Here is a 26,659-nt window from a genome sequence, read left to right as displayed (position 1 = left end):
CCGTGCAGCGCGAAGGCACTCGGAGGAGTGATCAGCACGTCATGGTCGCCTTCCGCGGCGCCGGTTCGAGGCGCCACGCCGGGTCACTCGACGTCAGGCTTCAGCCGAGAACCTGCCAGGCGTCGAACCCGACCGATCCCCGGCCGGCCTGCCGGGCGACGGCCAAACGCCCGTCCACACCCAGCACGGCGATCCACGCACGGCCGAGCGTGTCGAAGGCCGCGGCCGGAGCGTACGCCGGCGGTCCACCGAGGGCATCGGTGGACAGTTCCTGCCAGGGATGACCACCGGGAACGAACCGATAGGCGACGCCGCCCAGATCGCTGAGGGTGGCCACCAGTGTCCCGAGCTCCATGTCCGGGCTCGCGGCACAGGCGACCGCGCCGTAGCCGCCTCGTCCACCGATCGACACAGGCGGCTTGCTCCACCGGCCGCCCGGCGTGTCCTCTTCGGCCATGAGCAGCCGTCCCGTCTCGGGCTGCCGGAACACGGTCATGACCCTGCCGTTCGGCTGAACGACGGCCGTGGCGGGCGAGGCCGGAACCTTGAGCCGGAAACGGGGAGCACGCAGCAACTCCTCCTGATGACGACCCTGGACCCAGTGGAAGACTCCTTCTCTGCTGGCGGCGAAGATCTCTACACGCCCGTTCGGCGCCGTCAGCGCGGAGACCCCTTCCTGCAGTTCATGGCCACGCAGATCGGTCCATTTGCCCCAGGCGCCGTTCGTCTCCTGGATACGGGTGTGCAGTCCCTGTCCCGCGTTGCGGACGAAGAGGTGCAGGCGTCCCAGAGCGTCACGGGTGACAGCCGGCACACCCAGATGGCGATCACGTCCGGGCTGCCCCGCGCTGGGGTTGCCCAGAATGCTCCAGTCGGTGAACACCCCGTCCCGCTCGGCTTGCTCGAGCACGACGATCTCGCGTCGGTGCGCGTGGTCCGGTCCGATGTGGGACATGCGCCGGGCGAAGACCTGCCAACGGCCGTCCGGGGTGAGGCTCGCCGTCAGCCCCGGCGACAGCGGGCCACCCCCCAGGAGGAACGGTCCACGGAACTGGCCGCTGCCCGCCTGCGACTCCAGCCAGAGCGCTGCCTGCTGGTTGACCACGGCGAACGCCGTCAGACGACCACGTGCGTCCAGCCCGAGCCAGGGTCCGTTCGGATGGCGTGGCGTAGTGCTCTGGACCCAGCCCGTGGAGCGTGCGCTGAGGCCGACCGCGTAGTCGCCACTCCCCGCGGGATCGCCGCAGTCGTACCCGTCCGCGGCACCGTAGATGTTGAGGAAGTACTCCTTCAGGGACACCGTCGTGGTACCGAGACCGTGGGGCCAGCGTTCGTTGTAGTAGCCCCGGAAGGCTTCGACGACGAAAGTGCGGCCCTCATCAGGACCTTCGTACTGTTCCAGCGCGAGGGACGCGAAGAGTGCGGCTGCGGTGTGGTCGCAATGGTCCGCATGATCGCCGAAGTCGTAACGCTGCGGGAACCGTTCGTCGTGAACGAGGCGGTCAGGGTCCGGGTCGAGGGTCCTGACCAGCGTCGGTCGGGTGAGGTCGAGGATCTGGACCAAGGTGTCGACCAGACCGGAACGCGTGTACCAGTGCTGTTCGTTCACGATTCCGCCGCTCACCACCAGCGTACGAACGCGCTCTTCCTCCCCCTGCCACAGAACGTGGAGGCTGCGCGGCAGTCCGCCCTCAATCCCGTGCTGGCGGATGTTGAGAAAGATCAGCTTGATCCATGGCGCGTCCGTGAGGCTGTAGACCTCGGCGACGGCCCCGTCCGCCGTGGGCAGCGTGGACGGTGTCCACGCTGCCGTGCGGTCACCGAACACCATGGCACCGTAGGCGGCTCGAATGCCGTTCTGTCGCGCCTTCCCGTATGCCTCCTGGTCCACGACGGGCGCGGTCAACTGCCAAGGGCGGCGGTTTCGGCCGTCCGAGTCCCCGTTGGTCAGATATACGGTCGTGGTGGGTGTACCCGCCTTGACCGTCTGAAAGGTGGCGGGGTTCATGAAGAACAGGTCGTCGTCCGGGTGCGCGACGATCTGCAGGACGGAGGCAGTGCTGGACACGCTCAGATCTCTTTCTTCTACCAGGTCAAAATTGGTCACAGCGGCCATTCCGAAAGATAGCCGGCATGGGCACGCAGATTTCGAGTGGACCCCGTCTCGAACTGACTGGCCACTGGAAAATAACTCGGGAGGAAGGCTGTCAGGATCGCATCCTGCTCCTCTTCCGGCACATCTCCGTCGTGAAAATCGTTCAGGCAGAATACGTCATGGGGACGCGCTGCCAGGATGCGCTGCAATCGTGGCCCGTGCTCGGAAAGACCGACATTGACAAATCCGCAGGAAATACTGCCCGGCACGCTGCGCAGCGTGTGGAATCCGTAGTAGTGATGCAGGGACGATGCCACCGACACATCGCTGTGATCACGCAGTTGGTTACTCGCGGCGACCGCGATCTCCTCCGCGAATTCCCGCTCGATGTCGGCAAGAATGCTGCGCCGCAAGGGATGAGGAGCGTGCAGGAAGGAGTGCACCAGCGTCTGCCCGAAAGAGCGCTCGATCAGGGATCGATTGTTCTTCGCGGCACCGATGTTGAACTCGTCCCCGTTCGACGACGGTGACATCGGCACGGCTGTGGGCGACATGAAATGCCTGGCCTGACCGTTGCCGAGAAAGAACATGCCGGGCTGCACGGTCCGCCCGAGGAAAACGTCGTCGTTGAAGTAGAGGAAATGTTCTGCCAGACCCTCGATATGGTGCAACTGGCTTTCGATGGCATGGGAGTTGTACGTCGGCAGCGCCCCTCTATCGCCGAAGATCTCCGTGTGGTCCACGACCCGTACACGGGGATGCGACAGGTCCAGCCACTTCGGGTCCTGCTTGTCGGTGACGATGTAGATGTTGCGGATCCACGGTGCGTACATGTCGATCGACCGCAAGGAGTAACGCAATTCGTCCCGGTCGCGGAAGCGTGCCGCGCTCGTGGCCGCGTCCTGAGTGTCCATTCCCAGACCGGCCAGGACGGAATTCTTCCGCTCCAGCCAGGCGACATCGGCACCGTTCACCCACGTGTAGACAGCGTCCACGGGAAAGTCGATGTCTCCATGGAGCGTCTGTCCGAAGGGCACGATCGTCGGGTAACGGCGACCACCCAGGCTCATGGGGGTACGGCGCATGGCGCTGAGCGGAACTCGGTCACCGATGAGAGTCCGCGACGGGCTTTTGAGGTACCCGGTTTCGTCGGGTTCGTCGTCCCAGAACGTGATCAGGCAACCGTAGACCGCGCCAAGACGCAGAGTCCGTGACGGCGACACCACACTCTGGTAGACGCTGATGCCGGAGCACGGGTCCTCGGAGTACTGCCCGATCAGAGCCGCGAGAGCCGTTGCCACCGTCTTCTGGGCCTCGTTGAGGACGGACGTGTAGACGGGCTCGTCCTGATACCGCTCGGCCAGCGCCTTGAAAACAGCCTGCTGGTAGGAGCGGTGCACGGCGACCGAATGCCGCACCATGTGGTCACGCATGACCATGTACGGAATGTCCGCGCCTTCCAAGGCGTTGGCCGCGAGCGCGAGATTTGCCTGAACCACGTCCCAGGGCGACTGCCACTCGAGCAGTGCGCACACCTGACCGCCGTCCTGGACCATGCCCCGCTTGTTCAGCAGGCGTTGTTCCAAGGCCCGCTGATCGCTCGAACGGACCGATCCGGGAGGAGGCGGAGGCGCCGCCGGCATGCCTCCCTCAGGGCCGCTCAGGTGGGCGTGGACCGCTTGGCGCTCGGCCTTCACCATCGCCCTGCGCCCACGGTCGCGCTCTGCGATGAGCTCGTGGAACATCTCTTCCCACTGAGCGGTCACCACCGAGGGCGAGAACCGTCTGACGGAGGCCAGCGCCGCGCCGCCCATACGGTGGCGGAGCTCCGAATCCTCGATCAGCCGCAGCAGGGCCGAGGTCAGGGAGTCGATGTCACCGGGGGGTACCAGAATGCCGGTCTCCCCGTCGATCACCACTTCCCGCGGGCCGTTCGGCGCGTCATAGGAGACGACGGGAACACCTGCCGCCTGCGCTTCCGCGAGGACCAGTCCGAATGCCTCGTTCCGAGAGGTGAGCAGGGCGATGCAGGCCTTGGCCCACTCCTCCGCAAGGTTCGGTGAATTGCCGTTGAGCTGAACGCAGTCGTGCAGCCCGAGCATGTCCATCTGGCGGCGCAGGGCACCACTGAGCGGTCCGTCCCCGAACACGCGCAACTGCCAGTCGGGGTGCTGCTGCGTCACCGTCGCCCAAGCGGTGAGGGCATGGTCGATCTGCTTCTCCGCGACGAGCCGGCCTGCGATGACGACCGTTCGGGTCTCAAGGGTCGACCGCGGCCGGAACCCGCTGGGCAGTGCGTTCGGCACGACCGCCAGACGAGGAGCGGCCGCGCCCAGGGTCTCGGCGAACCATTCCCGGGTCCGCTCGCTCAAGACCGCCAGTGCGTCCAGCCGCGCGGCATAGCGGAGCAGCGGTTCACCGCTTGTGCCCCGCAACTCGGAGACACGGTGCTCCTGGTGGACGGTGATCACCCGGGCCGGAGCCAGACGGACTGCCAGCGCCATCAGCGCGGGAGTCGTGGTGATCAGAATGTCGGTGTCCGTCTGCTGCAGGGCGAGTTCGAGCTCGAGGTCGGTGAGACGGTTGAACGCCGACTCCCAGGACCGGTCGACGATTTCACTCGGCCGGGCGGACAGCCCCGCCCACACTTCCTCCTCCACGGTGCTGGAACGCAGCGGCCGCGGAGTCTCCCCGGTGATGTCGACCAGGTAGTCGAGGCGTACACGCTCGCCAGGCGCGAAGAATTGTGTTGATTTGCTCTTGAAGACGCTGAGGACGCGGACCTCGTGCCGGACGGCGAGTTCGGTGGCTTGGTTGAAGACGGCGCGTTCGGTGCCACCGACGGCGTCCGCGGTGGTCAGCAGGAATGTGATCTTCACTTCTGGGGTTCAGCCTGCCTCGGGCATGCGCGTGCAGGTGACTCGAAGATTTCCTGCGGGGGTATAGCGCGGTTGGACGATCAAGGGTGTGCGGCCGACGGGAGTCATGGCCATGCTGCGCATCGCGAAGACACGTCGCGGGTTGCGGACGTCGTGCAGCCGGCGCCCCAGCCTCAAGGGGGGGCCGGCCTCCTGGCACAGCACGACGTCCCAGTGTTCGGGTCTCGAGGAGCGTGGTCTCATCCGGTCCAGTGGGACTTCGGTCCTGAAGAGACCGGGCCCCAACGGTTGGGCAGGCTGGCGGACTTGGCGTCCGGCAGCGACGAACTCCGTCCAGGGGTGCTCGACTTCCGTACCCAGCACCCGGAAGTCCACGGTGACTCCGGCATGCGACATGTGCACCTTGGACACCTCGACAGCCGGCACGGGATCCGAGCTGACGATCCGTGCGGTACCGGTGACGGTGCGCCCGACGCGATAACGCACTCCCGTGATACGGGATGTCGTCATGGGTTTGGTCGGGCCCTCATAAGGTACCGGGGGCTCCAGGAGCAGCAGCGCCACGGACCGGGACCGGCGCCCTGCGTGGATACGAAGCCTGAGCTTCCACTTTCCGGTGCCCATGGGTATCCCGCCGACTTCCGCACCCATCAGAACAGCTGCGTCCACGAGGACCTCGTCGACCGGGCCTTGGTAGACATGCGCCTGCGCATAGTGCCGCCTGCGGCCCCGGCGAAGCATCACTGTCGCGCGCTCGGGCATGGGCAGGCCGGGGGGCAGGACCGCATGCAGATTCACGGTCTGGCCGTCGAGAACGGCCGCGTAGCGCAGTTGTGCGCTGCGTTTTCTCTTCATCGGAACGAAGAGATGCAGCATCAGCCAGAGTCGAAGCGCCACCACGCGGCCACGAAGTCCGCGTCGCCGAATTCCCGCCGCGCCGGACGTGGTCAGAGGCTTCGTCGTTGAGGAGGTCATGCCTGAAAGGCCTCCAGCTCCGTCGGCGCGGCCACCCGCGGAGCGAGGGTGCTGGCGGTGCGCTCATAGGGGCTCGGGACGGGGAAGTACGAGTCGAGGAAACGGCTCACCATCCGCACCTGTGCCTCTCTGTCTTCCGGCACCACTGTGTCGTTGACGCAGAACGTGTCGAAGTCACGCCGGGCAAGCAGCCGGTTCATCCGTTGCTCCGCCTTGCTGTCACCGATGTCGATGTAGACGTAGCGCAGGTCGCCCACCGTGGAGCGGGCGGAGTTGTACGCGTAGTAATGGTGCAGCGACGAGGCGACGGGAACGTCGTACGGGGAACGGAACCGTGCGTGCTGGGTCACCCAGTGGGCCCTCGCGTAGGTCTCCTCGATCTCGGAGAGGACACTGCGCCTGAGGGCGTGCGGGGTGTGCTTCATCTTCTGGGAGATGACCGTGCCGAACTCCTGGGCAATGAGACCGCGGCTGTTCTTTCCCGCGGCGTCCACGGGAAGGTCCTCCGGCTTGATCTGACCGGTCGGGATCAGCGCCTTGGACATGAAGAACTTGGTGAGTCCGTTCGGATGAAAGAAGTGGTCCGGAAGCACCGGCCGCCCGAAGAACACGTCGTCGTTCAAGTAGAGGAAGTGCTCGGCGAGCTCGGGAATGTGGTGCAACTGGCTTTCGATCGCGTGGGAGTTGAAGGTGGGCAGCGCGTCCGGGTCGGAGAAGATCTCCCGGTGATCGACCACCTGCAGGCCCGGGTACTCGGTGTCCAGCCAGCCGGGAACCTGTCCCGCGGTCACCAGGAAGATGTTCCGCACCCAGGGCGCGTACTGATGGACCGATCTCAGGGAGTACCGGAGCTCGTCCCTGCTCGTGAAGCGCGCGTCGTTCGCCGCCTGCTCGTGCACCGAGGTCGGACCTGCGGTCAGGTTCCGCTGTGCCGCTTCTTTGCGCCTGCGCCAGACCGGGTCCGAGTCGTCGACCCAGGTGTAGACGAGGTCGATCGGGTAGAGGTGGTCGCTGATCAGCGGAGCGGTGAACTCGGGAAGCGTACGGGTCCGGCCTGTTCCGTACAGGGACGGAACAGGGCTGAAGAGGCGCTGCTCGACGCGACGACGCTCACCGCGCACCGGCGTGCTCGCGACCACTGCGTTGGGGCGCGGTGCGACCAGTTGCCCGTCGGCCTCCTCCCAGAACTCCAGATCACATCCCGATTCGTGGCCGAAGACGAGGTTCTCCGTCGGGTCGCAAACGCTCCAGCACAGGCGGAGCACCTGCTCCGAGCGGAGCCTGCGCCAGGTCTTCGCCGACCCTCCGTTCCGCGGCTGCCCCCCTGCGCGCGCCCTGACGTAGCCGGGGTTGCGGCCGAAGACGAGCAGGAGAACCTCCTCAACGTCATCACGGAACACGGCGGGAACTGCCACGCAAGGCACGTTCTTGCCGTTGCCGCGTACGGCGAAGTAGTCGATCTCGGCGTCTTCCAGCACCGCCACCAGCAGATGGAGATTCCTGGCCCGAGCGGCCCATTCGGTGGCGCCCGGGACCACCGTGGCCAGGACGTGCCGGCCGGCGGACTGCACGACGCGCATCGGTGCGCGGCCATCGCGCAGTGCCGGACTGTGGCGCCGGCCCAGCGCGGCTTTCGCCAGAGCCGAGCGGATCGAGTCGAGGGCCGAGAGGGTACGTATGACCGCGACTCGCAGCGGGCGCGGCACACGGCGCACGATGCGCCGACGCGCCCGCACCGGCACCAGGGATCGATATGTCGATACCAGGGCACTGTTCTCGGGGCTACCCGGGCTCACCACGGCTCCTCAGCGTCTTCCGGAAAAGGGCTGAGGCCCCCCTCACACCCAAAGTGATCACACAGGCGGACCACCCGGCCCCGAACCGAGAAGATCACGTCACGGAATATTCACATCTCAGCCACTGGCTGTCCACTTTTTGTCCCCGTCAGGCACAAACATGAGACGCGATTCACTGAACTTTCAATCAAGTCGGGAGCAATGCCCGTCTTGTGCCCCCGACCGGACGGTCCTCGGCCTTTCACGCCCGGGATCGCTCGTCCGCCGCCTCCCGAGAGGGTGGCTCCTCCGGTCCTGAGCCGCAGGAACGAGACCGACGCCCCTGGACGCACATACGTCCGAACCCGTGTCTATAGTGCAGGTCAGCCCGGCAATGCACGGACCGGCCACTCCCCCACCCGAGTCCTCGAGCCATCGACATCCGCCCGTATCAGGGCACGAGCAGCTAGGACCCGGACCAGGATGAGCCATGTCCCGACGCCCCAGACCACCGCATCCGAAGCGCCGCCAAAGGGCGGCGGCGGAAGGCGCGGAGCCAAGCGCGAGCGCACCGGCGGCCGTCGCACAGGCAGGAAGATCCTGCTGGGTCTGACCGTCCTCGTCCTCGCGGCCGGCGGCACCGGCTACTGGCTCTACAGCGACCTCGACGGCAACATCAAGGGCGTCGACCTCGACAAGGCCATCGGTGACGACCGGCCGGCGAAGCTGCCCACCTCCGGGCAGAACGTCCTGGTCCTCGGATCCGACTCGCGTGCGGGAGCCAACGCCGCCCTCAAGACGGGCAACGTCTCCGGGGCACGTTCCGACACCGCGCTGGTGATGCACATACCCGAGGGCCGGCAGAAGGCCGTCGCGGTCAGCATCCCGCGTGACACCCTGGTGACCCGCCCCGAGTGCACCAGGGCGGACGGCACCACGGTCCCCTCCGCGCAGCGCGTCATGTTCAACTCCATCTACTCCCAGGTCGGTTCGGCCTGTGTGGTGAAGACGGTGGAGAAGATCTCCGGGATCCGCATGGACCACTACATGGAGATCGACTTCGCCGGCTTCAAGGACCTGGTCGACGCGATAGGCGGCGTGACCGTCACCGTCGGCAAGGACATCCACGACAGCTCCAGCGGCCTCGACCTCACCGCGGGCACGCACCAGCTGAACGGCACGCAGTCCCTGGAGTTCGTACGGACCCGGCACGGCATCGGCGACGGCAGCGACCTCGGACGCATCGGCCTCCAGCAGCAGTTCATGACCGCACTGCTCTCCGAGATCAAGAAGCAGGACCTGCTGGGCAGCCCCGCGAAGACGTACAAGATCGCCGACAGTCTGACCCAGGCGCTCACCACCGACTCCGACCTCGCCTCGCTCTCGGCGCTGGCGGAGTTCGGCCGCAGCATGAACGGCGTCGACCCGTCCACCATGGAGACGATCATGCTCCCGGTGGCGTACGACAAGGTCGACCCGAACCGGGTGGTGGCGGCCGAGCCGCAGGCGTCGACGCTGTGGAAGGCCCTGCGGACCGACTCCGTGATCCCCGAGTCGGCGAAGAAGTCACCCGCCACCGGCGGCAGTTCCTGACACGTCGAGAGCAGCTGCGGCCGGGACCCGGAAAGGTCCCGGCCGCAGCCGTCGGTGTCAGACCGCCCGCCAGGCCTCCAGGGCGATCCCCGGCTCGTCCTTGCGGCGGGTGACGCGGAGTTCTCCGGTTCCCGGGGAGAGCGTCGCGGCGACCACCCGGCCCTCCTCGTCCTCCGTCAGCGACAGCAGGGCGTCGGCGGGGAGTTCGGGCCCCGACTCCGTCCACCACGCGCCCGCCGACTCGTCCTCGGTCGGATAGGCGGCGAAGGCCACCCGGCCGCTCGCCGCGCGCTGGGCGAGCAACGTGCAGTCGTGGCCGTCGAGTTCGCAGCGGATGACACGGACGGGACCCGGGCCGGCCGAGGCCAGCAGGGGCACGGGCCTGGTGCCGGGACGCCAGACACACACATCGCCCGAGTCGTCGGTGAAGAAGAGCGTGGTGGAGCCGGCGGAGGTGGCGAGCGCCTGGAGGGTGTCCGGGCGGACCGGTGCCTCCAGCGCCTCGTCCAGGGCGGGTACCGCACCCGATTCCTCCTGGCTCCAGTGCAGAACGCCGCCCGCCATGGCCGCGTACAGCTCGACCCGGCCGGACATCCCGGTCACGGCCGCCAGGTCACCCCGTACGTCATGCCCCTTGAGGTCGTGCCAGGGCCCCCAGCCGCCCTTCTCCTTCTGGGCGATCATGCTGACCCCGCCGCCCTTGTTGCGCACGAAGACATGGGCGCGCCCCTGAGCGTCGACCGCGACGGCGGGGTTGCCCGTCCGGTCCCCGGTGCGGTCGGGGTGACCGATCGGGTTCCAGTCGAGGGCGGCGAGGTCCGGCCGGAAGTGGGTCGAGTGCACGAGACCCGACTCACCCTTGACCGTGGGGCGCCACGAGACCAGATGGGTGTAGCGGTCGGGTCCCTGCCCCAGGGCCAGTACGGAGTGCAGGCGCTGTTCGCCCCCCACCGTGCGGGCGGAGCCCCAGGGGCCGCCGGGTCCGTGCTCCGCCCGGCAGCGGACGGTGGCCTCCGACAACAGGTACACACTGAGCCTGCCGTCGCGACCGCGTATGAGCCAGTCGACGTTCACCGGTTCACCTTAATCGGGGGCGGCCCGCCCGGTGATCCGGGGGATGCCTCCCGCCGCGTCCCGCCGCTCCCCGTCAGTGGTTCACAGGCGCTTGGCGCTGCGCAGCAGTCCGGCGTAGAAGCCGTTGCCGTCGATGCGCGAGGCGCCGCCCTTGTCGCCCATGGTCGGCCCGTTGACCTCCTTGCGGCTGGAGATGAAGACGCGGTGACCGTCGGTGTCGACTCCCAGGTACAGGGCGACGTGGTCCAGGTGGTTGCCGGTGCGGTGGTCCATCTTGAAGAAGAGGAGATCACCGGGCTGGACGACGTCGATGTTCTTGGGGCGCGTGTACCAGGGGGACGGTCCGGAGAGTTTCAGGATGTCGACGCCGATGTCCGAGCGGGCCATCCCGTCGGCGCTGCGCGGCAGTCCGTCGCCGGAGGAGTTCGTCGCCATCAGCGGATAGCGGGCCCGGTAGCCCCAGACCATGCGCATGAACCCGGAGCAGTCGAGGGCGCGGTAGCGCTCCTTGCGCGCCACCATCGAGGCGCCGTTGCGGAAGGTGTAGTTGATGCCCAGGTAGTCGTAGAAGTCGTTCTGTTCGAGGCGGTCGACGCCGTCCTCCTTGAAGGGGCCGAAGATCGCGTCGCCCGCGTACGGGACACCCTCGTCGTCCTTCTTCACGGGTGCGCCGTCGACGTACTGGAAGGCGATCGCGAAGATGTCGTCGGCCTCGCTGCCGTAGTACTCCTTGAACCAGTCCTTGAACCACTTCTCCTTCTCGGCACCCTTGCGCCAGGCCTCGGGCATCAGGCGCACCCAGTCCTGGGTGACCACGCGGGACTGGGTGTTGGTCGGTTCGGTGAAGGTGCGGGACGGACCCCGGAGGGTCGCGGTGCGGGCGCCGTCGGTGAAGGTGGCGAGGATGTCGCCGTTCTCGCCGCGCAGCACGGAACGCGTCGGGTTGTTCAGGCGCTCCCAGGTCTGCTTCCCGGTGGCCTTGCCCGAGTTCTCGAGGTCGGGCTTGTCGGTGACGGCTTGCACCGCCGGGACCTTCGCCTCCTCGTCCTTGCGGAGTTCGAAGGTGAAGAACGCGCTGCCCGCGAGCAGCGCGATGACCGTGGCAGCGTGGAGGACGGGACGGCCTTTGCGCTTCGGCATGGTGACGGCTCCAGGGATCGCGGGTAGGGCGGGCGGCTCAGGCGGACGGCATGGCGCCGAGGAGGATTCCGGCGGTCAGCACCACGTACGTGGCGAGCGTGACCGTGCCGGTCGACAGCAGCGTGGCCCCCTTGGGCTGACGCACGAGCTGGTAGCCGACGAGACCGGGGACGATGAAGCCGAGGGTCTGGTTGGCGTAGAGCAGCGGGAACTCCATCTGGAGCACGATGATCACGGTGGCCTGGATCAGGACCCCGCTCAGCACGACGGCCGCGAACAGCCGCTTGCCGTAGAGGATCACGAAACGCTGGAGCAGCAGCGTGGTGACGTACGTCAGAACGGTGACGCCGACGACCAGCGCGGCACGCTGAAGGTCCTCGATGAGGGTGAGCGCCAGCCAGCCCGGGGTGATCATGCCGCCGGGCGAGAGGTTGGTCGTGAGGTAGCAGATCAGCGAGAACATCAGGCCCAGGCCGATGCCGATCGCGGCGATCTCGGGGGTGAGGACGGAGGGGATCAACGGGGCTCTCCTGGGCTGTGCCACTGCTGGGGCTCGTCGGTGGGCTGTGCGAGAGGGACGCGGGGTTCGAAGAGGCCTCGGGGCCGGGGCTGTTCACCCGGGCCGGGCGGCGTCGGAAGCGTGGCGGCGGGTTCCTGCGACGGGTCCGGCCACGGCTCACGGGCCTGCTCGGACGGGTATGCCTGCTCAGGCCGGTACTCCAACTCCGGCCTGCCGGTCTGCTCCGGCTGCTGCTGCTGCTGCTGCCGGCCGACCTGCTGACCTGCCTGCTGACCGGTCTGCTGACCTGCCTGCTGACCGGTCTGCTGACCTGCCTGCTGGCGATGCTCGAGACGCGCCCGCCGTCGGCCCTGCTGCGGGTACGGGTCGTCCGCGCTGCGCTGTGCGGGAACCTCGGTCCGGGGCGCGTACCGGGTCTCGTACGCCTCCGAGTACCGCTGGTAGGGGTCGATCCGCGGGGCGTAGAGCTGAACGGTCTCGACGTGCTCGCGCATGGCCGGCGCCGGCCGCGGCACGTCGGCCGCCGTGCCGGCGGCGCGGGTGGCGTCACCGGGCACGTACGCGTCCCGGCTCCCGACCGCGCCGTCGTCGTCGGAGCCTTCGTCGGCGCTGTCGTCCGCGCTGTCGTCCTCGCTCTCGTCCGCGGGGAGTTCGGCGAGGTGTTCGAGCAGGTGCTCGCCCTGGCCGTGGATGTTGCCGATGGCCACGAGCGAGGTGTCCGCGCCGAGCTCTCCGAGCAGCAGGCCCATGAACTCCTCGGGGTCGCGGCGGTCGCCGCCGAGGTCGATCGCGCGGGAGCGGAACTCCGCGGGGATCGCGTCGATGGCGCTCCTGGCCGGGTGGCCGATCACGAAGACCTTGTCGGGGTCCAGCTCGGGGATGATCTCGCCCATCTGGCCGTTGCGCTCGACCCGGTCGGGACGGCAGTTGATGACCACGTTGAGCGGGCGGTGGATCGCGCCGAGGTCGAGGAGCTGGTTGATGTTCATCAGCGTCGACTCGGGGTCGTTGGCCGCGAAGACGTTGGCGAAGCGGACCTTCTTGCCGTCCTCGGTGACGTACCGCTCGACGGAGAGGACACCGGGGTCCGGCGGCGCGTCGTACATGCCCTGGAGGGCCGTCTGCCGCTCCACGCCGAGGAGTTCGGCGACCTTGAGCGCGATCGCCACGTTCTCCTTGAAGGTGAACCAGCTGAAGCCGCGCAGCTCCTCGTCCGTGACGGTCTCGGGGTCGGCGTAGATCAGCTCGCAGTCACGCGAGTCGGCCTCCTCCTTGAGGATCGCGAAGCGCTCCTGCTCGGCGGTGACACAGATGCCGCCCTCCGGCATGGAGCGGGAGAGCGAGCGGGCCACGTCGTCGAGGGTGGGTCCCATCTCGGCGAGGTGGTCCTCACGGACGTTGCACAGGACACCGATCGTGGAGCGGATCAGCTTGGACTGGTTGATCTCCTGGAGGGCCGGCATGACGGCCATGCATTCGATGACCAGGGCGTGCGGGTTGTACGCGGCCGCGCGCCGGACGATACCGATCTGCTCGACGACGTTGGCGATGCCGAACTTGCGGTAGACCGGCTCCTCGGTCGCGTCGGGGTGGATGAACCGGGCCGCGGTACCGGTGGTCTTGGCGACCGTGGTCAGCCCGCCGCCGCGCAGCGCGCCCGCGCAGAGCCGGGTGATGGACGACTTGCCGCGGATGCCATTGACCAGCACCCGGGTCGGGATGTTGTCCAGGTTGGTGAAGTGCCGCCGCTGTTCGACGATGCCCGCCACCAGCAGGATCGCGCAGCACACCATCAGGACGGTGTAGAGGAAGAGCACGGCCGATCAGTTCCTTACGTGCTGCTGGTGAGCGGTGTCCGGTGCGCCGCGGCGCGCGGACGGCTGCTGTCTGCGCTGTTCCTGGAGCTGCTGGCGGACGAGCTCCAGGGAACGGGTGACCGCGCCGACCTCGTCGTGGTTGCGCGGGAACAGGACGGTCTTGCCGTCCCCGTCGGCCAGTGCCTCGGCCTGGCCGGCCAGGGCACGCAGCGGCCGGGCCACGACGATGTACATCCAGCCGAGGCAGGCGGCCGCCGCCGCGGCGCCCAGCAGTCCGGCGAGCACCGTGCGGTGCTGCACGTCGTACTCGGGGATGGCGAGCCGGTCCGCGGGCTGCCAGCTCACGACGGTCCAGCCGAGCTGCTTGGCCGGGCCGCCTCCCACGAAGGGAGCCGCGGCGGCGATCTGCACGCCGTCCTCGCGGTAGAGGACGCCTGCGGCGTGGGCGGACTTGCCGACCTTCTGGCCGGACGCGGAGACCAGGTCCTTCAGGCGCTCGCCGGGCAGCGACTGGAAGGCGAGGTAGCCGGTGTTGCCCGCGATGACCTTGCCGTGGTCGTCGACGAGACGTACGACGCCGAGGCCGGGCCTCTTGAGCACCGAGTTGAGGAAGTCGAGCCGGAACTCGCCCACCAGCGCCGATCCGTCGCGGCCGGGGATCTCGGCGGTGCCGACCACCAGCGGCTTCTTGCCGCCCTGGCCGAGGAGCTGGATGGGATCGGCGGTGGCCGGCTTGGGCCGGGCCACGCGGGGCTTGTCGCCGACCTGGGCGACCACGTCACCGGAGGCGTCGACGACGTAGAGCGCCTGGTACCGCAGGTGCTGGTTGAGCGTGCGGTCCAGCACCGTCGTCATGTCGTCGGGGCTCGTGCGGTCGCCGATCAGCGTGGCCACGGACTGGAGGTCGGCCTCGCCCTCGTTGAGCGCGCGGCGTACCCGGTCGGTGAGCGTGTCGGTCCGTTCACGCTGGTCGTTCACGAGCTGCTGCGGTACGACGACGGTGCCGTCGGCCCGGTTGAGGAGGAGCAGCAGCGGGGCCGACCAGGCGAGCAGCAGGACGGCGCACAGGGCGAGAAGTCCGCGGGTGCCGATGCGGCGCAGGCCGCGCGGTGCCGCGGGGGAATCGCTCCGCTCGGCGGGTTCGCCGAGGAGCTGGCCGCGCAGTCGCTCCAGGGCCGTGCCGATCCTGCGTGCCTCGCCGTAGCCGGGGACGCCGACCGGGCGGGTCAGGTCGCCGCGGGTGAGGCGGCGCGACTCCAGGAAGAGCCGGATGAGGGGCCGCTGGACGGTGCCGAGCAGGACGGCGACGGCGAGGCCGCCGATGAGCAGGAGGGCGCCGGCGGCGATCAGTCCGAAGACGGGCGAGGTGGAACGGGTGGGGTCCTCGGCGACCTTCACCACGGCGACCACGGTGAGGCCGAGGGCGGTCGCGGTGGTGGTCTCGCCGGGCTCGGTCGGGGCGAGATTGGCGTATCCGCCGACGGACCGGTCGCTGAGGAAGGTGCCGCCGATCAGGCTGCCGCTCACGCCCAGGTAGCCGCCGGAGCCGGGCTCCTTGCTGCTGAGCGGGTGTTTCGCGGCCCTGGCCGCCGCGGTCTTCGCGAACGACTTGAGCTGCTTGTTGGAGGCGGCCACCTCATCGCGCTGGAGGTCGGTGAGGACCTGCTCCGGCTCGGGGATGCCGTCGCTGCTGAGGATCGCTCCGGAGCGGTCCACCACCGCGATCGAACGGAACTGGCCGAGGCTGATGCCGGGGAACTTGAGGCTGTTGGAGGCCACGAGGAGGAGCTGGGGCTTGCCCGGCCAGGACAGCAGCGCGAAGGACAGCAGCCGGACCTCGCCGTTCTCCAGACGCACCATGCGGGGCGCGAGACCGCCCTCGTCGCCGAGCGTGGACCGGTCGAGGGAGATCAGCGGGACGGTCTCGCCGCGGGTCGCGACGAGCTTGCCCGACTTGATCTCGATGATGGCCGTACCCATCCACTTCTGGTACGTGTTGCCCAGTTTGTCGAGAACGGTGTCGCCGGACACGGGGGCGCCGGCACTGAACAGGGCGGCCGAGCGGTCGAGGTCGGTCACCGACTCGTCGATGGAGGCCCGCATGGCGATCGCGCCGTCCTCCGCGAAGTGCTGCTGCGAGGTCTGGACGGCCTTGGGCACCCCGGTACCGCCGGCCGGGCCGAGCACGAGCGCCGTGACGGCCGCGAGAGAGAGGAGCAGCGCCGACAGGACTGCTATCGGCGGTCGTATGCCGCCAAGCAGCGACATGTCAGCTCTTCGGCGAACACGGTGCTGCCGCGCCGGGGGCAATGACACCAACGGACTGGTCCTCTCAAGCGGTTGTACGGGCGAAGCGAGCGCGAGGTCGATCCGCTCGCCGACGGGGCGCAGGTTGCGGGTGCGACGCAGCCACACGGACGGGAAACCTGTGTCTCTGCTGGCGTGTCAGACAAGCGGGACCGTCAAGCGGTTGTGCAGATTCAAAGTGATCTGAGCAACAGCCGAATCCAAATGAACGCCTTCGTTCGCTTTCAACGGATTTCGGATCCAGTCGGACACTTCACCCCTCCGGCAAAAGCGGTCGGGACGTCGTCCGGCGCCCGGCCCGAGTCGGGCCGGGCGCCGGACGGGGCGCCGGGTGATCTCAGCCGGGCAGCTCCGTCAGGGGCTTCAGTCCGTCCTTCGCCGCACCGCGGTTGAGCATGGTCCCCTCGGTCCGCTCGAAAGCCAGCCGGAGACGGGACCGCCGCTGGTCGCTCAGGCCGTCCCGCTTGAGCTCGGCCGCAACGTCCACCAACCGGTAGTCCTCGACCTGCCCCTTCGCCGGTTCCGCCGGGGTGCCGTCCGCGCCGACCTCGGGGTCCGGCGGGATCTCCACGAGGGTCGGCTCGTAGCGGGGCTCGACCTCCCAGGTACCGCCGCGCTCGGTGAAGGTGAACCAGCCGATCACACCCTCCTCGGTGAGTCCGGTGGGCACGTCGTGGCGCGCGACCTGGTTGCCGAGGCCGTACGCGATCCAGGTGCCGCCGACCTTCTCCATCGGCTGCACGACGTGCGCGTGGTGCCCGATGATCAGGTCGATGCCGGTCTTGCGGGCGAGCTCCCGGGCGAAGTTGAGCTGCGGGGTCGAGGGGTTGGGGTGGTGCTCACGGCCCCAGTGGATGGAGAGGATGACGACCTCGGCGCCGGCCGCGCGGGCCCGCTTCTCGGCCGCCTGGATCCTGCCCAGGTCGTTCTGGTTGACCAGCCACGGCTTGTCCTTGGGCAGCTCGTGGGCGTTGAAGCCGAAGGCGAAGGAGATCTGCGCGACCTTGACGCCCTTGACGTCCATGACCAGCGGGGTGAGCGAGTCCTTCTTCGTGCGGAAGGAGCCCGTGTGCTTCAGGCCCGCGGCGTCCAGCGTGTCCAGGGTGCGCTTCACCCCCTCGTACCCGTGGTCGATCGAGTGGTTGGAGGCGGTCGAGCAGGTGTCGTAGCCGACGTCCTTGATCGTCCCGGCTATCTGCGGCGGGATGAGGAAGTTCGGGTAGCTCTCGAAGGGGCCCTTCGGCTTGCTGATCACCGGCTCCATGTGGCAGATCGCCAGGTCGGCCTTGCTGATCACCGGCTTGATCCCGGCCATGAGCGGGCCGAAGTCGAGACCGTCGACACCGCGGCCCGTCTCCTTGGCGTCCGCCGTCGCCTGGTCGATGAGCTGAGGATGGATCAAAATGTCGCCCGCCGCGGCCACGGTGAACGAGCGTCCGCCCCCCTTCGACGCCGATCCTGAGTCGTCGCCCCCGACGAGACCACATCCCGCCAGTGCGGCAACGAGGACGAGGGGGGCCAGGAGGATGGGCAAAGTGCGGCGGTTACGGCGTCTGGTCACCGAGATATCTTGATACAACCATGAGAGCAAACGGCTCCAGAACGATAACGATCGCAACACTTCTCTTGATTCTCGCCACCCTTGCGGGATGGGCGGCGGTGGCCGTGCACGGGACTCACGACAGTGGCGGCGACACCTCCGGCCGCCCCGCCGAGGGTCCGCCGACCGTGGACCTGACCCGCACCGTCGCGGCCTACACCGACCGCTTCTCGCCGGACGGCGCCTTCCGGCCACCCTCCCACACCGAACGGCAGACCGTCACCGACGGGGTGGGACTGCTCCTCGACCACCGCCGCAAGCAGGCGGAACTGCGGCTCGCCGAGGTCGACTTCGGTGTGCGCACCCTGGTCGACAGCGTCACCGGCCGTCGATTCGCAGAGGTGTACGACCGGGTCGACCAAGGGCCCTCGCCGCGCGGCTGGGGCCGCGTCTTCATCGATCTCGACCACCCCGTCCGATGGTCCGCACAGGTGCCCCATCCGGTGTCGGACGAGAACACGGAGCTCTTGGGCGTACGGGTTCTGAGGGGCGCCCCCGGCGGCATCCTGATCGTTGCGGGAGCACATCGCGAATCCGGGGAGGGCAACGCGGCGGACGTGGCTCACCGCCGGGACACGGTTTTCAGCGCGATCTGCGCCGAACTCGCCGGGCGGCGGATCCCGGGCATCCAGCTCCACGGGTTCGCCCAGGATTCCGCCCCGCGCTACGACGTGATCGCCTCGGCCGGCGCCGGAACGGCCGGCCGCCCGGCGGGCCGTCTGCTCGCCGACGCGCTCCGGGAGCGGCACTTCGCCGTGTGCCGGGCCTGGGTCCGCTCCTGTCCGCTCGCCGGGCACGAGAACGTACAGGGGCGGAAAGCCGCCGACGCCGGGGTGCCGTTCCTTCATGTGGAGTTCGCGCCGGGGCCGCGGTCGGACGCCCGGCGGGCGGCCCGGGTCGCCGAGGCCGTCTCGGTCGTCACCCGGCGCTGGGCCGACGGCTCTCCGGCAGAGTGAGGACATGACGACTCCGGAGGAAATGGCGACGCTGGTCGTCGTGGACGGCGCCAATGTGGTGGGCTCCGTGCCGGACGGCTGGTGGCGGGACCGCCGCGGTGCCGCCGAGCGGCTCAGGGACGGCCTGGTGGAGGTGGCCCGGCAGGGTCTGCCCGGCCACCCCGGTCCGCTGGAGATCGTCCTGGTGGTGGAGGGCGCGGCGCGCGGGGTGGGCTCCGTCCCCGGGGTCCGGGTCGACGAGGCACCGGGCAGTGGCGACGACCGCATGGTGGAGCTGGTGGCCGAGGCGCGGGACCGCCCGCGTCTCGTGGTCACGGCCGACCGCGAACTGCGCCGACGCGTCACCGACCTGGGCGCCCGGGTCGCGGGCCCGCGCACCGTACGCCCCCACGCCTGACAGCGGCCACCACGAACGCCGGGAAGCCGGGGCGGACGGATGCGGGCTGCGGCGGCCCCGTGACCGACGACGGGGGTGCCAGGAGCAGAGATACGGGTGCGGGCGTACGGCGGCCCCGTGCCGGGCTGTGCGGCGCCGGGCACGGGGCCGGTGAGCGGGTGGTCAGCCGGCCGCGCCGCCGGGCGGGGTCCGGGTGCCGTCCGTACCCGTCTCCGGGCGGCGCTCCAGGAGGCTGTGCCTGCGCCCGTAGAGGAAGTAGACGACGATGCCGATCACCATCCAGATCGCGAACCGCAGCCAGGTCTCCGCGGGCAGGTTCAGCATCAGCCACAGTGTCGCGAGGACCGACAGGATCGGCACCCACGGCACCAGCGGGGTGCGGAAGGAACGGGGCAGGTCGGGGCGGGTGCGGCGGAGCACGACGACGCCGACGGCGACCACGATGAAGGCGAAGAGCGTGCCGATGTTGACCAGCTCCGCCAGCTCGCTGAGGCTGGTGAAGCCCGCGAGGATCGCGATGATGACACCGAGCAGGATGGTCGGCCGGTGCGGGGTGCGGAACCTCGGGTGCACGCGGGAGAAGAAGCGCGGCAGCAGTCCGTCGCGGCTCATCGCGAAGAAGACACGGGTCTGGCCGAGCAGCAGGATCATGCAGACCGTGGTCAGTCCGACGGCGGCGCCGAAGCTGATGAAGCCCGCGTACCAGGGGTGCCCGGTGGCCTTGAACGCGTCGGCGAGCGGGGCGTCGACGGACAGCTTGCTGTAGTGCTGCATGCCCGTGACCACGATCGACACGAGGACGTAGAGCGTGGTGCAGATGATGAGCGAGCCGAGGATGCCGCGCGGCATGTCCCGCTGCGGGTTCTTCGTCTCCTCGGCGGCCGTGGCGACCACGTCGAAGCCGATGAAGGCGAAGAACACGACGGAGGCCGCGGTGAAGATGCCCATCACGCCGAAGTTGGTCGGCGCCCAGCCGAACATGAGCTGGATCAGAGGTGACTTGATGCCACTGCCCGCCTCCACGGCCTGCGCCTTGGGGATGAACGGCTTGTAGTTGTCGCCGTTGATGAAGAAGGCGCCCGCGATGATCACGACCAGGACGACGGTGACCTTGATCGCGACGACCAGCGTGGTGATCCGGGCGGAGAGCTTCACGCCGATGACGAGGATGGCGGTGAGCAGCAGCACCAGCGCGGAGGCGAGGATGTCGAAGCCGAACCCGGTGGCCCCCTCGCGCCCGCTGAGCGATTCGGGCATGTGCCAGCCCGCGTTGTCCATCAGCGAGCGCACGTAGCCCGACCAGCCGACGGCCACCACCGCCGTGCCGAGCGCGAACTCCAGGACCAGGTCCCAGCCGATGATCCAGGCGGGCATCTCACCGAGGGACGCGTAGGCGAACGTGTACGCGGACCCCGCGACCGGGACCGTGGACGCGAACTCCGCGTAGCAGAGGGCGGCCAGCGCGCACGCGACACCCGCGGCGACGAAGGCCAGCGAGACGCCCGGCCCCGCGTTCTCCTTGGCCACCTTGCCGGTGAGGACGAAGATGCCGGTGCCGATGATGACACCGACGCCGAAGACGGTGAGGTCCAGAGCGGACAGCGACTTCTTGAGCGCGTGCTCCGGTTCCTCGGTGTCCAAGATCGATTGTTCGACCCTTTTCGTCCTGAAGAGGGTGTTGCTCACGGACGTACCTCCCACGCTTGTCGTCCTCGACATGATCGAGAGGGCAGGTAGCACGTATGCCACGACGCGGCGCGGATCACGCCGATGGGCCGGTTTCACCACCCGTACAGGGTGCTGAAACCGGCCCATCGGCCGTGTGGGGATGCGTCAGTCGCGCACGGGCTGTACGGCGTCCACGACCTGCGCGGCCCGGCTCTCGAAGCGGCCGTCGAGCTTGGCCACGAGGCCGGTGACCTGCCGGGCGATGTCCGGCGCGGTCAGCCCGATCTCGGCCATGACCTCGGCGCGGGAGGCGTGGTCGAGGAAGCGCGGCGGGATGCCGAAGTCGCGCAGCGGGATGTCGACGCCCGCGTCGCGCAGGGCCTGCGCGATCGCCGAGCCGACACCACCGACCCGGGAGTTGTCCTCGACGGTGACGACCACGCGGTGCTGCTCGGCGAGCGGCGCCATGGCCTCGTCCACCGGCTTGACCCAGCGCGGGTCCACGACGGTGGTGGAGATGCCCTGCCGGTCGAGGAGAGAGGCGATCTCCAGGCACATCGGGGCGAGCGCGCCGACGGAGACCAGCAGCACGTCGGGGGCGTCGGTGCCGGGCTCCCGCAGGACGTCCATGCCGCCGATCCGGCCCACGGCGGGGACGGCCGGGCCGACCGCGCCCTTGGAGAAGCGCACCACGGTGGGCGCGTCCTTCACCTCGACGGCCTCGCGCAGCTGGGCACGCACCTGGTCGGCGTCGCGCGGTGCCGCGAGCCTGAGGCCCGGGACGACCTGGAGGATGGACATGTCCCACATGCCGTTGTGCGAGGCGCCGTCGGTGCCGGTGACACCGGCGCGGTCCAGGACGAAGGTGACACCGCACTTGTGCAGGGCCACGTCCATCAGGACCTGGTCGAAGGCGCGGTTCAGGAAGGTCGCGTAGACGGCGAAGACGGGGTGCAGTCCGCCGGTGGCGAGGCCGGCCGCGGAGACGGCGGCGTGCTGCTCGGCGATACCGACGTCGTAGACCCGCTTGGGGAACGCCTTGGCGAACCGGTCCAGGCCGACCGGCTGGAGCATCGCGGCGGTGATCGCGACGATGTCCTCGCGCTCCTTGCCGAGCGCCACCATCTCCTCGCCGAAGACGGAGGTCCAGTCGGCGCCCGAGGAGGCGATCGGCAGGCCCGTGTCCGGGTGGATCTTGCCGACGGCGTGGAAGCGGTCGGCCTCGTCCTGGAGGGCCGGCTGGTAGCCGCGGCCCTTCTCGGTGAGGCAGTGCACGATGACCGGGCCGCCGAAGCGCTTCGCGCGGGCGAGCGCCGACTCCAGGGCCTCGATGTCGTGGCCGTCGATCGGGCCGACGTACTTCAGGCCGAGGTCCTCGAACATGCCCTGCGGGGCGATGAAGTCCTTCAGGCCCTTCTTCGCGCCGTGCAGGGTCTCGTAGAGCGGCTTGCCGACGACCGGCGTGCGCTCCAGGAGGTCCTTGCCGCGGGCCAGGAAGCGCTCGTAGCCGTCCGTGGTGCGCAGGGTCGCCAGATGGTTCGCGAGGCCGCCGATGGTCGGCGCGTACGAGCGCTCGTTGTCGTTGACGACGATGATCAGCGGGCGGTCCTTGGCGTCGGCGATGTTGTTCAGCGCCTCCCAGGCCATGCCGCCGGTGAGCGCGCCGTCACCGATGACGGCGACCACGTGGTCGTTCCTGCCGAGGACCTCGTTCGCCTTCGCGAGTCCGTCGGCCCAGCCGAGGACCGTGGAGGCGTGCGAGTTCTCGATGACGTCGTGCTCGGACTCGGCCTGCGCGGGGTAGCCGGACAGGCCGCCCTTCATCTTCAGCCGGGAGAAGTCCTGGCGGCCGGTGAGCAGCTTGTGGACGTAGGACTGGTGGCCCGTGTCCCACAGCACTCTGTCCTTCGGTGACTCGAAGACGCGGTGCAGGGCGATGGTCAGCTCCACGACACCGAGGTTGGGGCCGAGGTGGCCGCCGGTCTTGGAGACCGCGTCGACGAGGAAGGTCCGGATCTCCTCGGCCAGCTGGTCGAGCTGCTCCGGGGTCAGCCGGTCCAGATCGCGCGGTCCCGTGATGCGGGTCAGCAGCGCCACCCGTGCCTCCTTGCAGTGATCGAGCTGTTGCCGGGTTCGTCGAGTCTAATGTTCCGCCTTTTCGGGCGCGGGCCGGGTCCGGCGATCTACGCCACACGAACGGCCCAACCGGACGGGAACATGTGTTCCATGTCCGGACGTGACTGTGCCCGGCGCCACCACTGGCGCCGGGCACAGGATGTTTCAACAGGGACGCCGTCGCGTTGTGCTAAGGCGTTCCCCGCGGAGTGTTACGCGCGGCCTGCGGCCTTCTGGCTCTTGCGCGAGACGGAGTCGATGACGACCGCGCCCAGGAGCACCGCACCAGTGATCATGTACTGGATGGAGGTGTTCATGTTGAGCAGGTCGAGACCGGTCTGGATCGACTGGATGACCAGCATGCCCAGGAGGGCCGACCAAACGTTTCCGCGGCCACCGAAGAGGCTCGTACCACCGATGACGGCCGCCGCGATGGCGAGCATCAGGGTGTTGCCGCCACCGGCGTTCAGCGTGGCGCTGGCGGTCTGGCCGGCGAAGAACATACCGCCGACCGCCGCGAAACCGCCGGAGATGGCGAAGACGGTGATGCGGACCATCGACACGCTGATACCGGCACGGCGGGCCGCCTCGATGCCACCGCCGACCGCGAAGATCTTGCGGCCGTACGTGGTGCGGCGCAGCACGAAGTCGACGATCACCAGGGAGGCGAGGAAGATCACCAGGGCGTTGGAGACACCGGAGGCGTTGTTCAGCACGGCAGCGGCGGTGAAGGACGCCACGGCGAGCGCTCCGACGCGCAGCACGATCTCGCTGGTGGGACGGAAGGGCACACCCGCGGCCTTGCGGCGGCGCTGGTCGATGAACGAACCCACGAGCATCGAGACGACACCGAGGCCGGCCAGCAGGTAGGCACCGACGACAGCCTGGTCCATGAAGAACGAGCTCTGGCCGAGCAGGTGGACCGGGCCGCTCTCGGCCGGGATGTTGATGGTGCCGCTCGTACCGAGCAGCCACAGCATCAGGCCGTTCCAGCCCAGGAAGCCGGCCAGCGTCACGACGAAGGCGGGCACGCCGATCCTGGCGAAGAACCAGCCCTGCATCGCGCCGATGACGGCACCGGTCAGGACGGTCAGGAACAGGGCCAGCCAGGCGTTCACGCCGTGGTTGACCACGAACACCGCGAAGACCGTGGAGGCGAGGCCGCTGACCGAGCCGACGGAGAGGTCGATCTCACCGAGCAGCAGGACGAACACCAGGCCGATGGCCAGCATGCCGGTGGCCGACATGAAGTAGCTGATGTTCGACAGGTTGTCGGCGCTCAGGAACCGGTCGTTCTGGAGCTGGAAGATCGTCCAGATGATGATCAGGCCGATGAAGACCGGCAGCGAGCCCAGCTCGCCACCCTTGATCTTGCGCTTGAACTCGGTGACGTAGCCCTTGAGGCCCTCTTCGCGGACCAGCAGACGCGGGTCCACGACCGACACGGGAGCGGCAGTCGGGTCGTCGGAGGGAGCCACCGTGTTCTGGTGCGCCACCTCGGCCTCCGCCTTGGAAACCTTGGACGTGTCGCTCACTTTGCGGCCTCCGTGTTGCGACGCCCGGCACGACGGGTCACGGCATTGTCCGTGGCTCCGGTGATCGCGGCGATGATCTCTTCGTGGCTGGTGTCCTTCACGGAGAAGGAGCCGTTGTTCTTGCCCAGGCGCAGGACGGCGACGGTGTCCGCGACGGCCTTCACGTCAGCCATGTTGTGGCTGATGAGAATGACGCCGAGGTTGCGCTCGCGCAGTCGCTCGACCAGGTCGAGGACCTGCGCGGTCTGCTCGACACCGAGAGCGGCGGTCGGCTCGTCGAGGATGACGACCTTGGGGTCACCGATGAGGGCGCGGGCGATGGCCACGACCTGGCGCTGACCGCCGGAAAGGCTCGCGATCGGGATACGCACGCTCGGGATGCGGATGGAGAGTGTGCTGAGCAGCTCACGCGCCTTCTGCTCCATCGTGACCTCGTCGATGACGCCGCGGTGAAGCAGCTCACGACCGAGGTAGAGGTTGCCGACCACGTCGAGGTTGTCGCACAGGGCGAGGTCCTGGTAGACGGTCGCGACGCCGAGTCCCTGGGCGTCGTGCGGCTTGTTGATGCTGACGGGCTGGCCGTCCCACTCGATGACGCCTTCATCGATGGGGTGGACGCCCGCGATGGTCTTGACCAGGGTGGACTTTCCTGCGCCATTGTCGCCCACCAGGGCGACCACTTCTCCGGGGTGGACCTCCAGCTCGACATCGGTGAGTGCCTGCACAGCACCGAATCGCTTGGAGACTCCGCGCAACGCCAGCACGGGCGTAGCGGACACGTGAACCATCTCCTTCGCCGCCTGACCGGCGGGGATGCCGCGCTCGAACTAAGAGGCGCGGAGGGATGTGCGAAATGCACAAGGTTTACAAGATGAACATGCGCGAATCCGTCACATTTCGCAACGGTTCCATCCGACGCCCGCCCCGCAGCGGGGTTTGAAGGTGGGGCAGGCGTCGGACAGGTTCGCGAGACCGCTGAGCGGTCAAGAATCGGGCGGCCACCCGTTGTGCGAGTGGTCGCCCGAGTCGGTCGTGCTTACTTCAGGCCGGCAGCGGCGCAGGCCTTCACGAAGTCAGCGGTGCAGATGTCGGCGACGGTGTAGAGACCGTCCTTGACAACCGTGTCGTTGATGTTCGCCTTGGTGACCGAGACCGGGACCAGGAGCTGCGAGGGCACCTTGTCGCCGGAGCCGCTGGTGAGCTCCTGCGTGGCCAGGGACTTGATGTCCTTGCCCTCGAGCAGGTTGACCGCGAGCTGGGCAGCGGCGTCCGCCTCCGGCTTGAAGGCCTTGTAGACGGTGGAGGACTGGGTGCCGGCGACGATGCGCTGGATACCCGCGAGCTCCGCGTCCTGACCCGTCAGCGGGATGCCACTGATCTTCGCACCCTTGAGGGTGTTCGCGATACCACCGGCCATGCCGTCGTTGGCGGAGTAGACGCCCGCGATGTTCTTGGCACCGAGCTGCGTGATGGCAGCGGACATCTTCTGGGCGGCGACGGTGTCCTTCCAGAGGCCGGACTGCTCGTAAGCAATCTTGACCTTGCCGTCGAGGGCCTTGTGGGCACCCGCCTTGAACTGGCCGGCGTTCGGGTCGGCGTCGTCACCGTTGATCATGACGATCTTCGACTTCGGGGTCGCCTTGGAGCCGAGCGAGGCGAGCAGCGCCTCACCCTGGAGCTGGCCGACCTTCTGGTTGTCGAAGGAGACGTACGCCGAGACCGGACCCTGGGCGAGACGGTCGTACGCGACGACCTTGATGCCCTTGTCGACCGCGGTCTTGATCGAGGACTTGATGGCGGCCGAGTCCTGCGCGCTGATCACGAGGACCTTGACGCCCTGGGTGATCATGGTGCTGACCTGCTGGGCCTGCTTGGCGGCGTCACCGGCCGCGTTCGCGTACTGGACCTTGCAGTCCGGGCACAGCTCCGTGACCTTCTTCTCGAAGAGCGGGTGGTCGAACTTCTCGTAGCGCGCGGTGACACTGTCGGGGAGCAGGAGACCGATGGTCTTGCTGCCGCCCGAGGAGGAGGAGCTGCTGCTGCTGTCGGAGTCCTTGTCGCCGGCCTTGCCACAGGCGGCCACCGAAAGGGCCATGGAAACAGCGGCGGTACCGATGACGACTCTACGCATCGTGTTGTTCATTGGTGGTGCCTCCCTGACAGGGCCGCAACGCTGCGGCCGAGGTGGTTTGGAGTCAACTCGGCCACCCGTG

Annotated in this window: 18 protein-coding genes; 3 read left to right on the top strand and 15 right to left on the bottom strand. The window is 68.5% G+C overall.

Annotated elements, in window-relative coordinates:
* Nucleotides 1-100 precede the first annotated feature (100 nt).
* From OG485_RS31965 to OG485_RS31950, 4 genes are all read right to left on the bottom strand, one after another.
* Nucleotides 101-2,116, bottom strand: a complete 2,016-nt coding sequence (locus tag OG485_RS31965) for a PIG-L family deacetylase (protein WP_328672048.1) — start codon at nt 2,114-2,116, stop codon at nt 101-103.
* Nucleotides 2,104-4,974 carry a stealth conserved region 3 domain-containing protein gene (locus tag OG485_RS31960; protein WP_328672047.1) on the bottom strand — a complete coding sequence of 957 codons (2,871 nt, stop codon included), beginning with the start codon at nt 4,972-4,974 and terminating at the stop codon, nt 2,104-2,106. Before OG485_RS31960 ends, OG485_RS31965 begins: the two co-directional genes overlap by 13 nt.
* Before the next feature lie 9 nt (nt 4,975-4,983).
* Nucleotides 4,984-5,850 carry a hypothetical protein gene (locus tag OG485_RS31955; protein WP_328672046.1) on the bottom strand — a complete coding sequence of 289 codons (867 nt, stop codon included), beginning with the start codon at nt 5,848-5,850 and terminating at the stop codon, nt 4,984-4,986.
* Between the two features lie 95 nt (nt 5,851-5,945).
* Entirely contained in the window at nt 5,946-7,748 is a 1,803-nt protein-coding gene (locus tag OG485_RS31950) for a stealth family protein (RefSeq protein WP_328672045.1), read from the bottom strand.
* A gap of 459 nt (nt 7,749-8,207) precedes the next feature.
* Here OG485_RS31950 and OG485_RS31945 point away from each other — a divergent pair, with 459 nt between their 5' ends.
* Nucleotides 8,208-9,317 (top strand): LCP family protein, encoded by a 1,110-nt coding sequence (locus tag OG485_RS31945; RefSeq protein WP_328672044.1) that lies wholly within the window; start codon nt 8,208-8,210, stop codon nt 9,315-9,317.
* Nucleotides 9,318-9,374: 57 nt separating this feature from the next.
* Here the strand turns inward: OG485_RS31945 and OG485_RS31940 are convergent, their stop codons facing one another.
* The 6 genes from OG485_RS31940 to OG485_RS31915 all read right to left on the bottom strand — a co-directional run bounded on the left by OG485_RS31940 (nt 9,375) and on the right by OG485_RS31915 (nt 17,736).
* The gene (locus tag OG485_RS31940; protein WP_328672043.1) at nt 9,375-10,391 is read right to left on the bottom strand and encodes a hypothetical protein; all 1,017 of its coding nucleotides are present in this window, start codon (nt 10,389-10,391) and stop codon (nt 9,375-9,377) included.
* 81 nt (nt 10,392-10,472) lie between these two features.
* On the bottom strand, nt 10,473-11,531 hold the full coding sequence (locus tag OG485_RS31935) for an NlpC/P60 family protein (RefSeq protein ID WP_328672042.1): 1,059 nt from the start codon (nt 11,529-11,531) through the stop codon (nt 10,473-10,475).
* A gap of 37 nt (nt 11,532-11,568) precedes the next feature.
* Nucleotides 11,569-12,051, bottom strand: a complete 483-nt coding sequence (locus OG485_RS31930) for a poly-gamma-glutamate biosynthesis protein PgsC/CapC (RefSeq protein WP_037621835.1) — start codon at nt 12,049-12,051, stop codon at nt 11,569-11,571.
* Nucleotides 12,048-13,868, bottom strand: a complete 1,821-nt coding sequence (gene pgsB, locus OG485_RS31925) for a poly-gamma-glutamate synthase PgsB (RefSeq protein WP_328672041.1) — start codon at nt 13,866-13,868, stop codon at nt 12,048-12,050. The genes OG485_RS31930 and pgsB overlap by 4 nt, the downstream gene beginning before the upstream one ends.
* Before the next feature lie 6 nt (nt 13,869-13,874).
* Nucleotides 13,875-16,136, bottom strand: a complete 2,262-nt coding sequence (locus tag OG485_RS31920) for a HAMP domain-containing protein (protein WP_328672040.1) — start codon at nt 16,134-16,136, stop codon at nt 13,875-13,877.
* 376 nt (nt 16,137-16,512) lie between these two features.
* A complete protein-coding gene (locus tag OG485_RS31915) occupies nt 16,513-17,736 on the bottom strand; it encodes a CapA family protein (RefSeq protein WP_328672039.1) in 1,224 nt (407 codons plus the stop codon).
* A gap of 65 nt (nt 17,737-17,801) precedes the next feature.
* On the opposite strand from OG485_RS31915, the gene OG485_RS31910 reads away from it, so the two are divergent.
* Nucleotides 17,802-18,731, top strand: coding sequence for a hypothetical protein (locus OG485_RS31910; RefSeq protein WP_328672038.1), 930 nt, complete (start codon nt 17,802-17,804; stop codon nt 18,729-18,731).
* A gap of 22 nt (nt 18,732-18,753) precedes the next feature.
* A complete protein-coding gene (locus OG485_RS31905) occupies nt 18,754-19,128 on the top strand; it encodes an NTP pyrophosphohydrolase (protein ID WP_328674741.1) in 375 nt (124 codons plus the stop codon).
* Between the two features lie 162 nt (nt 19,129-19,290).
* Here OG485_RS31905 and OG485_RS31900 read toward each other — a convergent pair whose 3' ends face one another.
* The 5 genes from OG485_RS31900 to OG485_RS31880 form a co-directional block, all read right to left on the bottom strand.
* On the bottom strand, nt 19,291-20,814 hold the full coding sequence (locus tag OG485_RS31900) for an amino acid permease (RefSeq protein WP_328672037.1): 1,524 nt from the start codon (nt 20,812-20,814) through the stop codon (nt 19,291-19,293).
* Between the two features lie 147 nt (nt 20,815-20,961).
* Nucleotides 20,962-22,893: a 1-deoxy-D-xylulose-5-phosphate synthase gene (gene dxs, locus OG485_RS31895; RefSeq protein WP_328672036.1), complete on the bottom strand. Its 1,932-nt coding sequence runs from the start codon at nt 22,891-22,893 to the stop codon at nt 20,962-20,964.
* A 230-nt stretch (nt 22,894-23,123) separates the two neighbouring features.
* Entirely contained in the window at nt 23,124-24,446 is a 1,323-nt protein-coding gene (locus tag OG485_RS31890; RefSeq protein WP_328672035.1) for a sugar ABC transporter permease, read from the bottom strand.
* Nucleotides 24,443-25,234, bottom strand: coding sequence for an ATP-binding cassette domain-containing protein (locus tag OG485_RS31885; RefSeq protein ID WP_328552899.1), 792 nt, complete (start codon nt 25,232-25,234; stop codon nt 24,443-24,445). Before OG485_RS31885 ends, OG485_RS31890 begins: the two co-directional genes overlap by 4 nt.
* Before the next feature lie 248 nt (nt 25,235-25,482).
* On the bottom strand, nt 25,483-26,589 hold the full coding sequence (locus tag OG485_RS31880) for a sugar ABC transporter substrate-binding protein (RefSeq protein WP_328672034.1): 1,107 nt from the start codon (nt 26,587-26,589) through the stop codon (nt 25,483-25,485).
* Nucleotides 26,590-26,659 lie beyond the last annotated feature (70 nt).

Source organism: Streptomyces sp. NBC_00328 (genome assembly GCF_036139655.1).
GTDB lineage: Bacteria > Actinomycetota > Actinomycetes > Streptomycetales > Streptomycetaceae > Streptomyces.
Note: the sequence above shows the minus strand (reverse complement) of the source record. Positions and strands in the feature narration are given on the sequence as shown.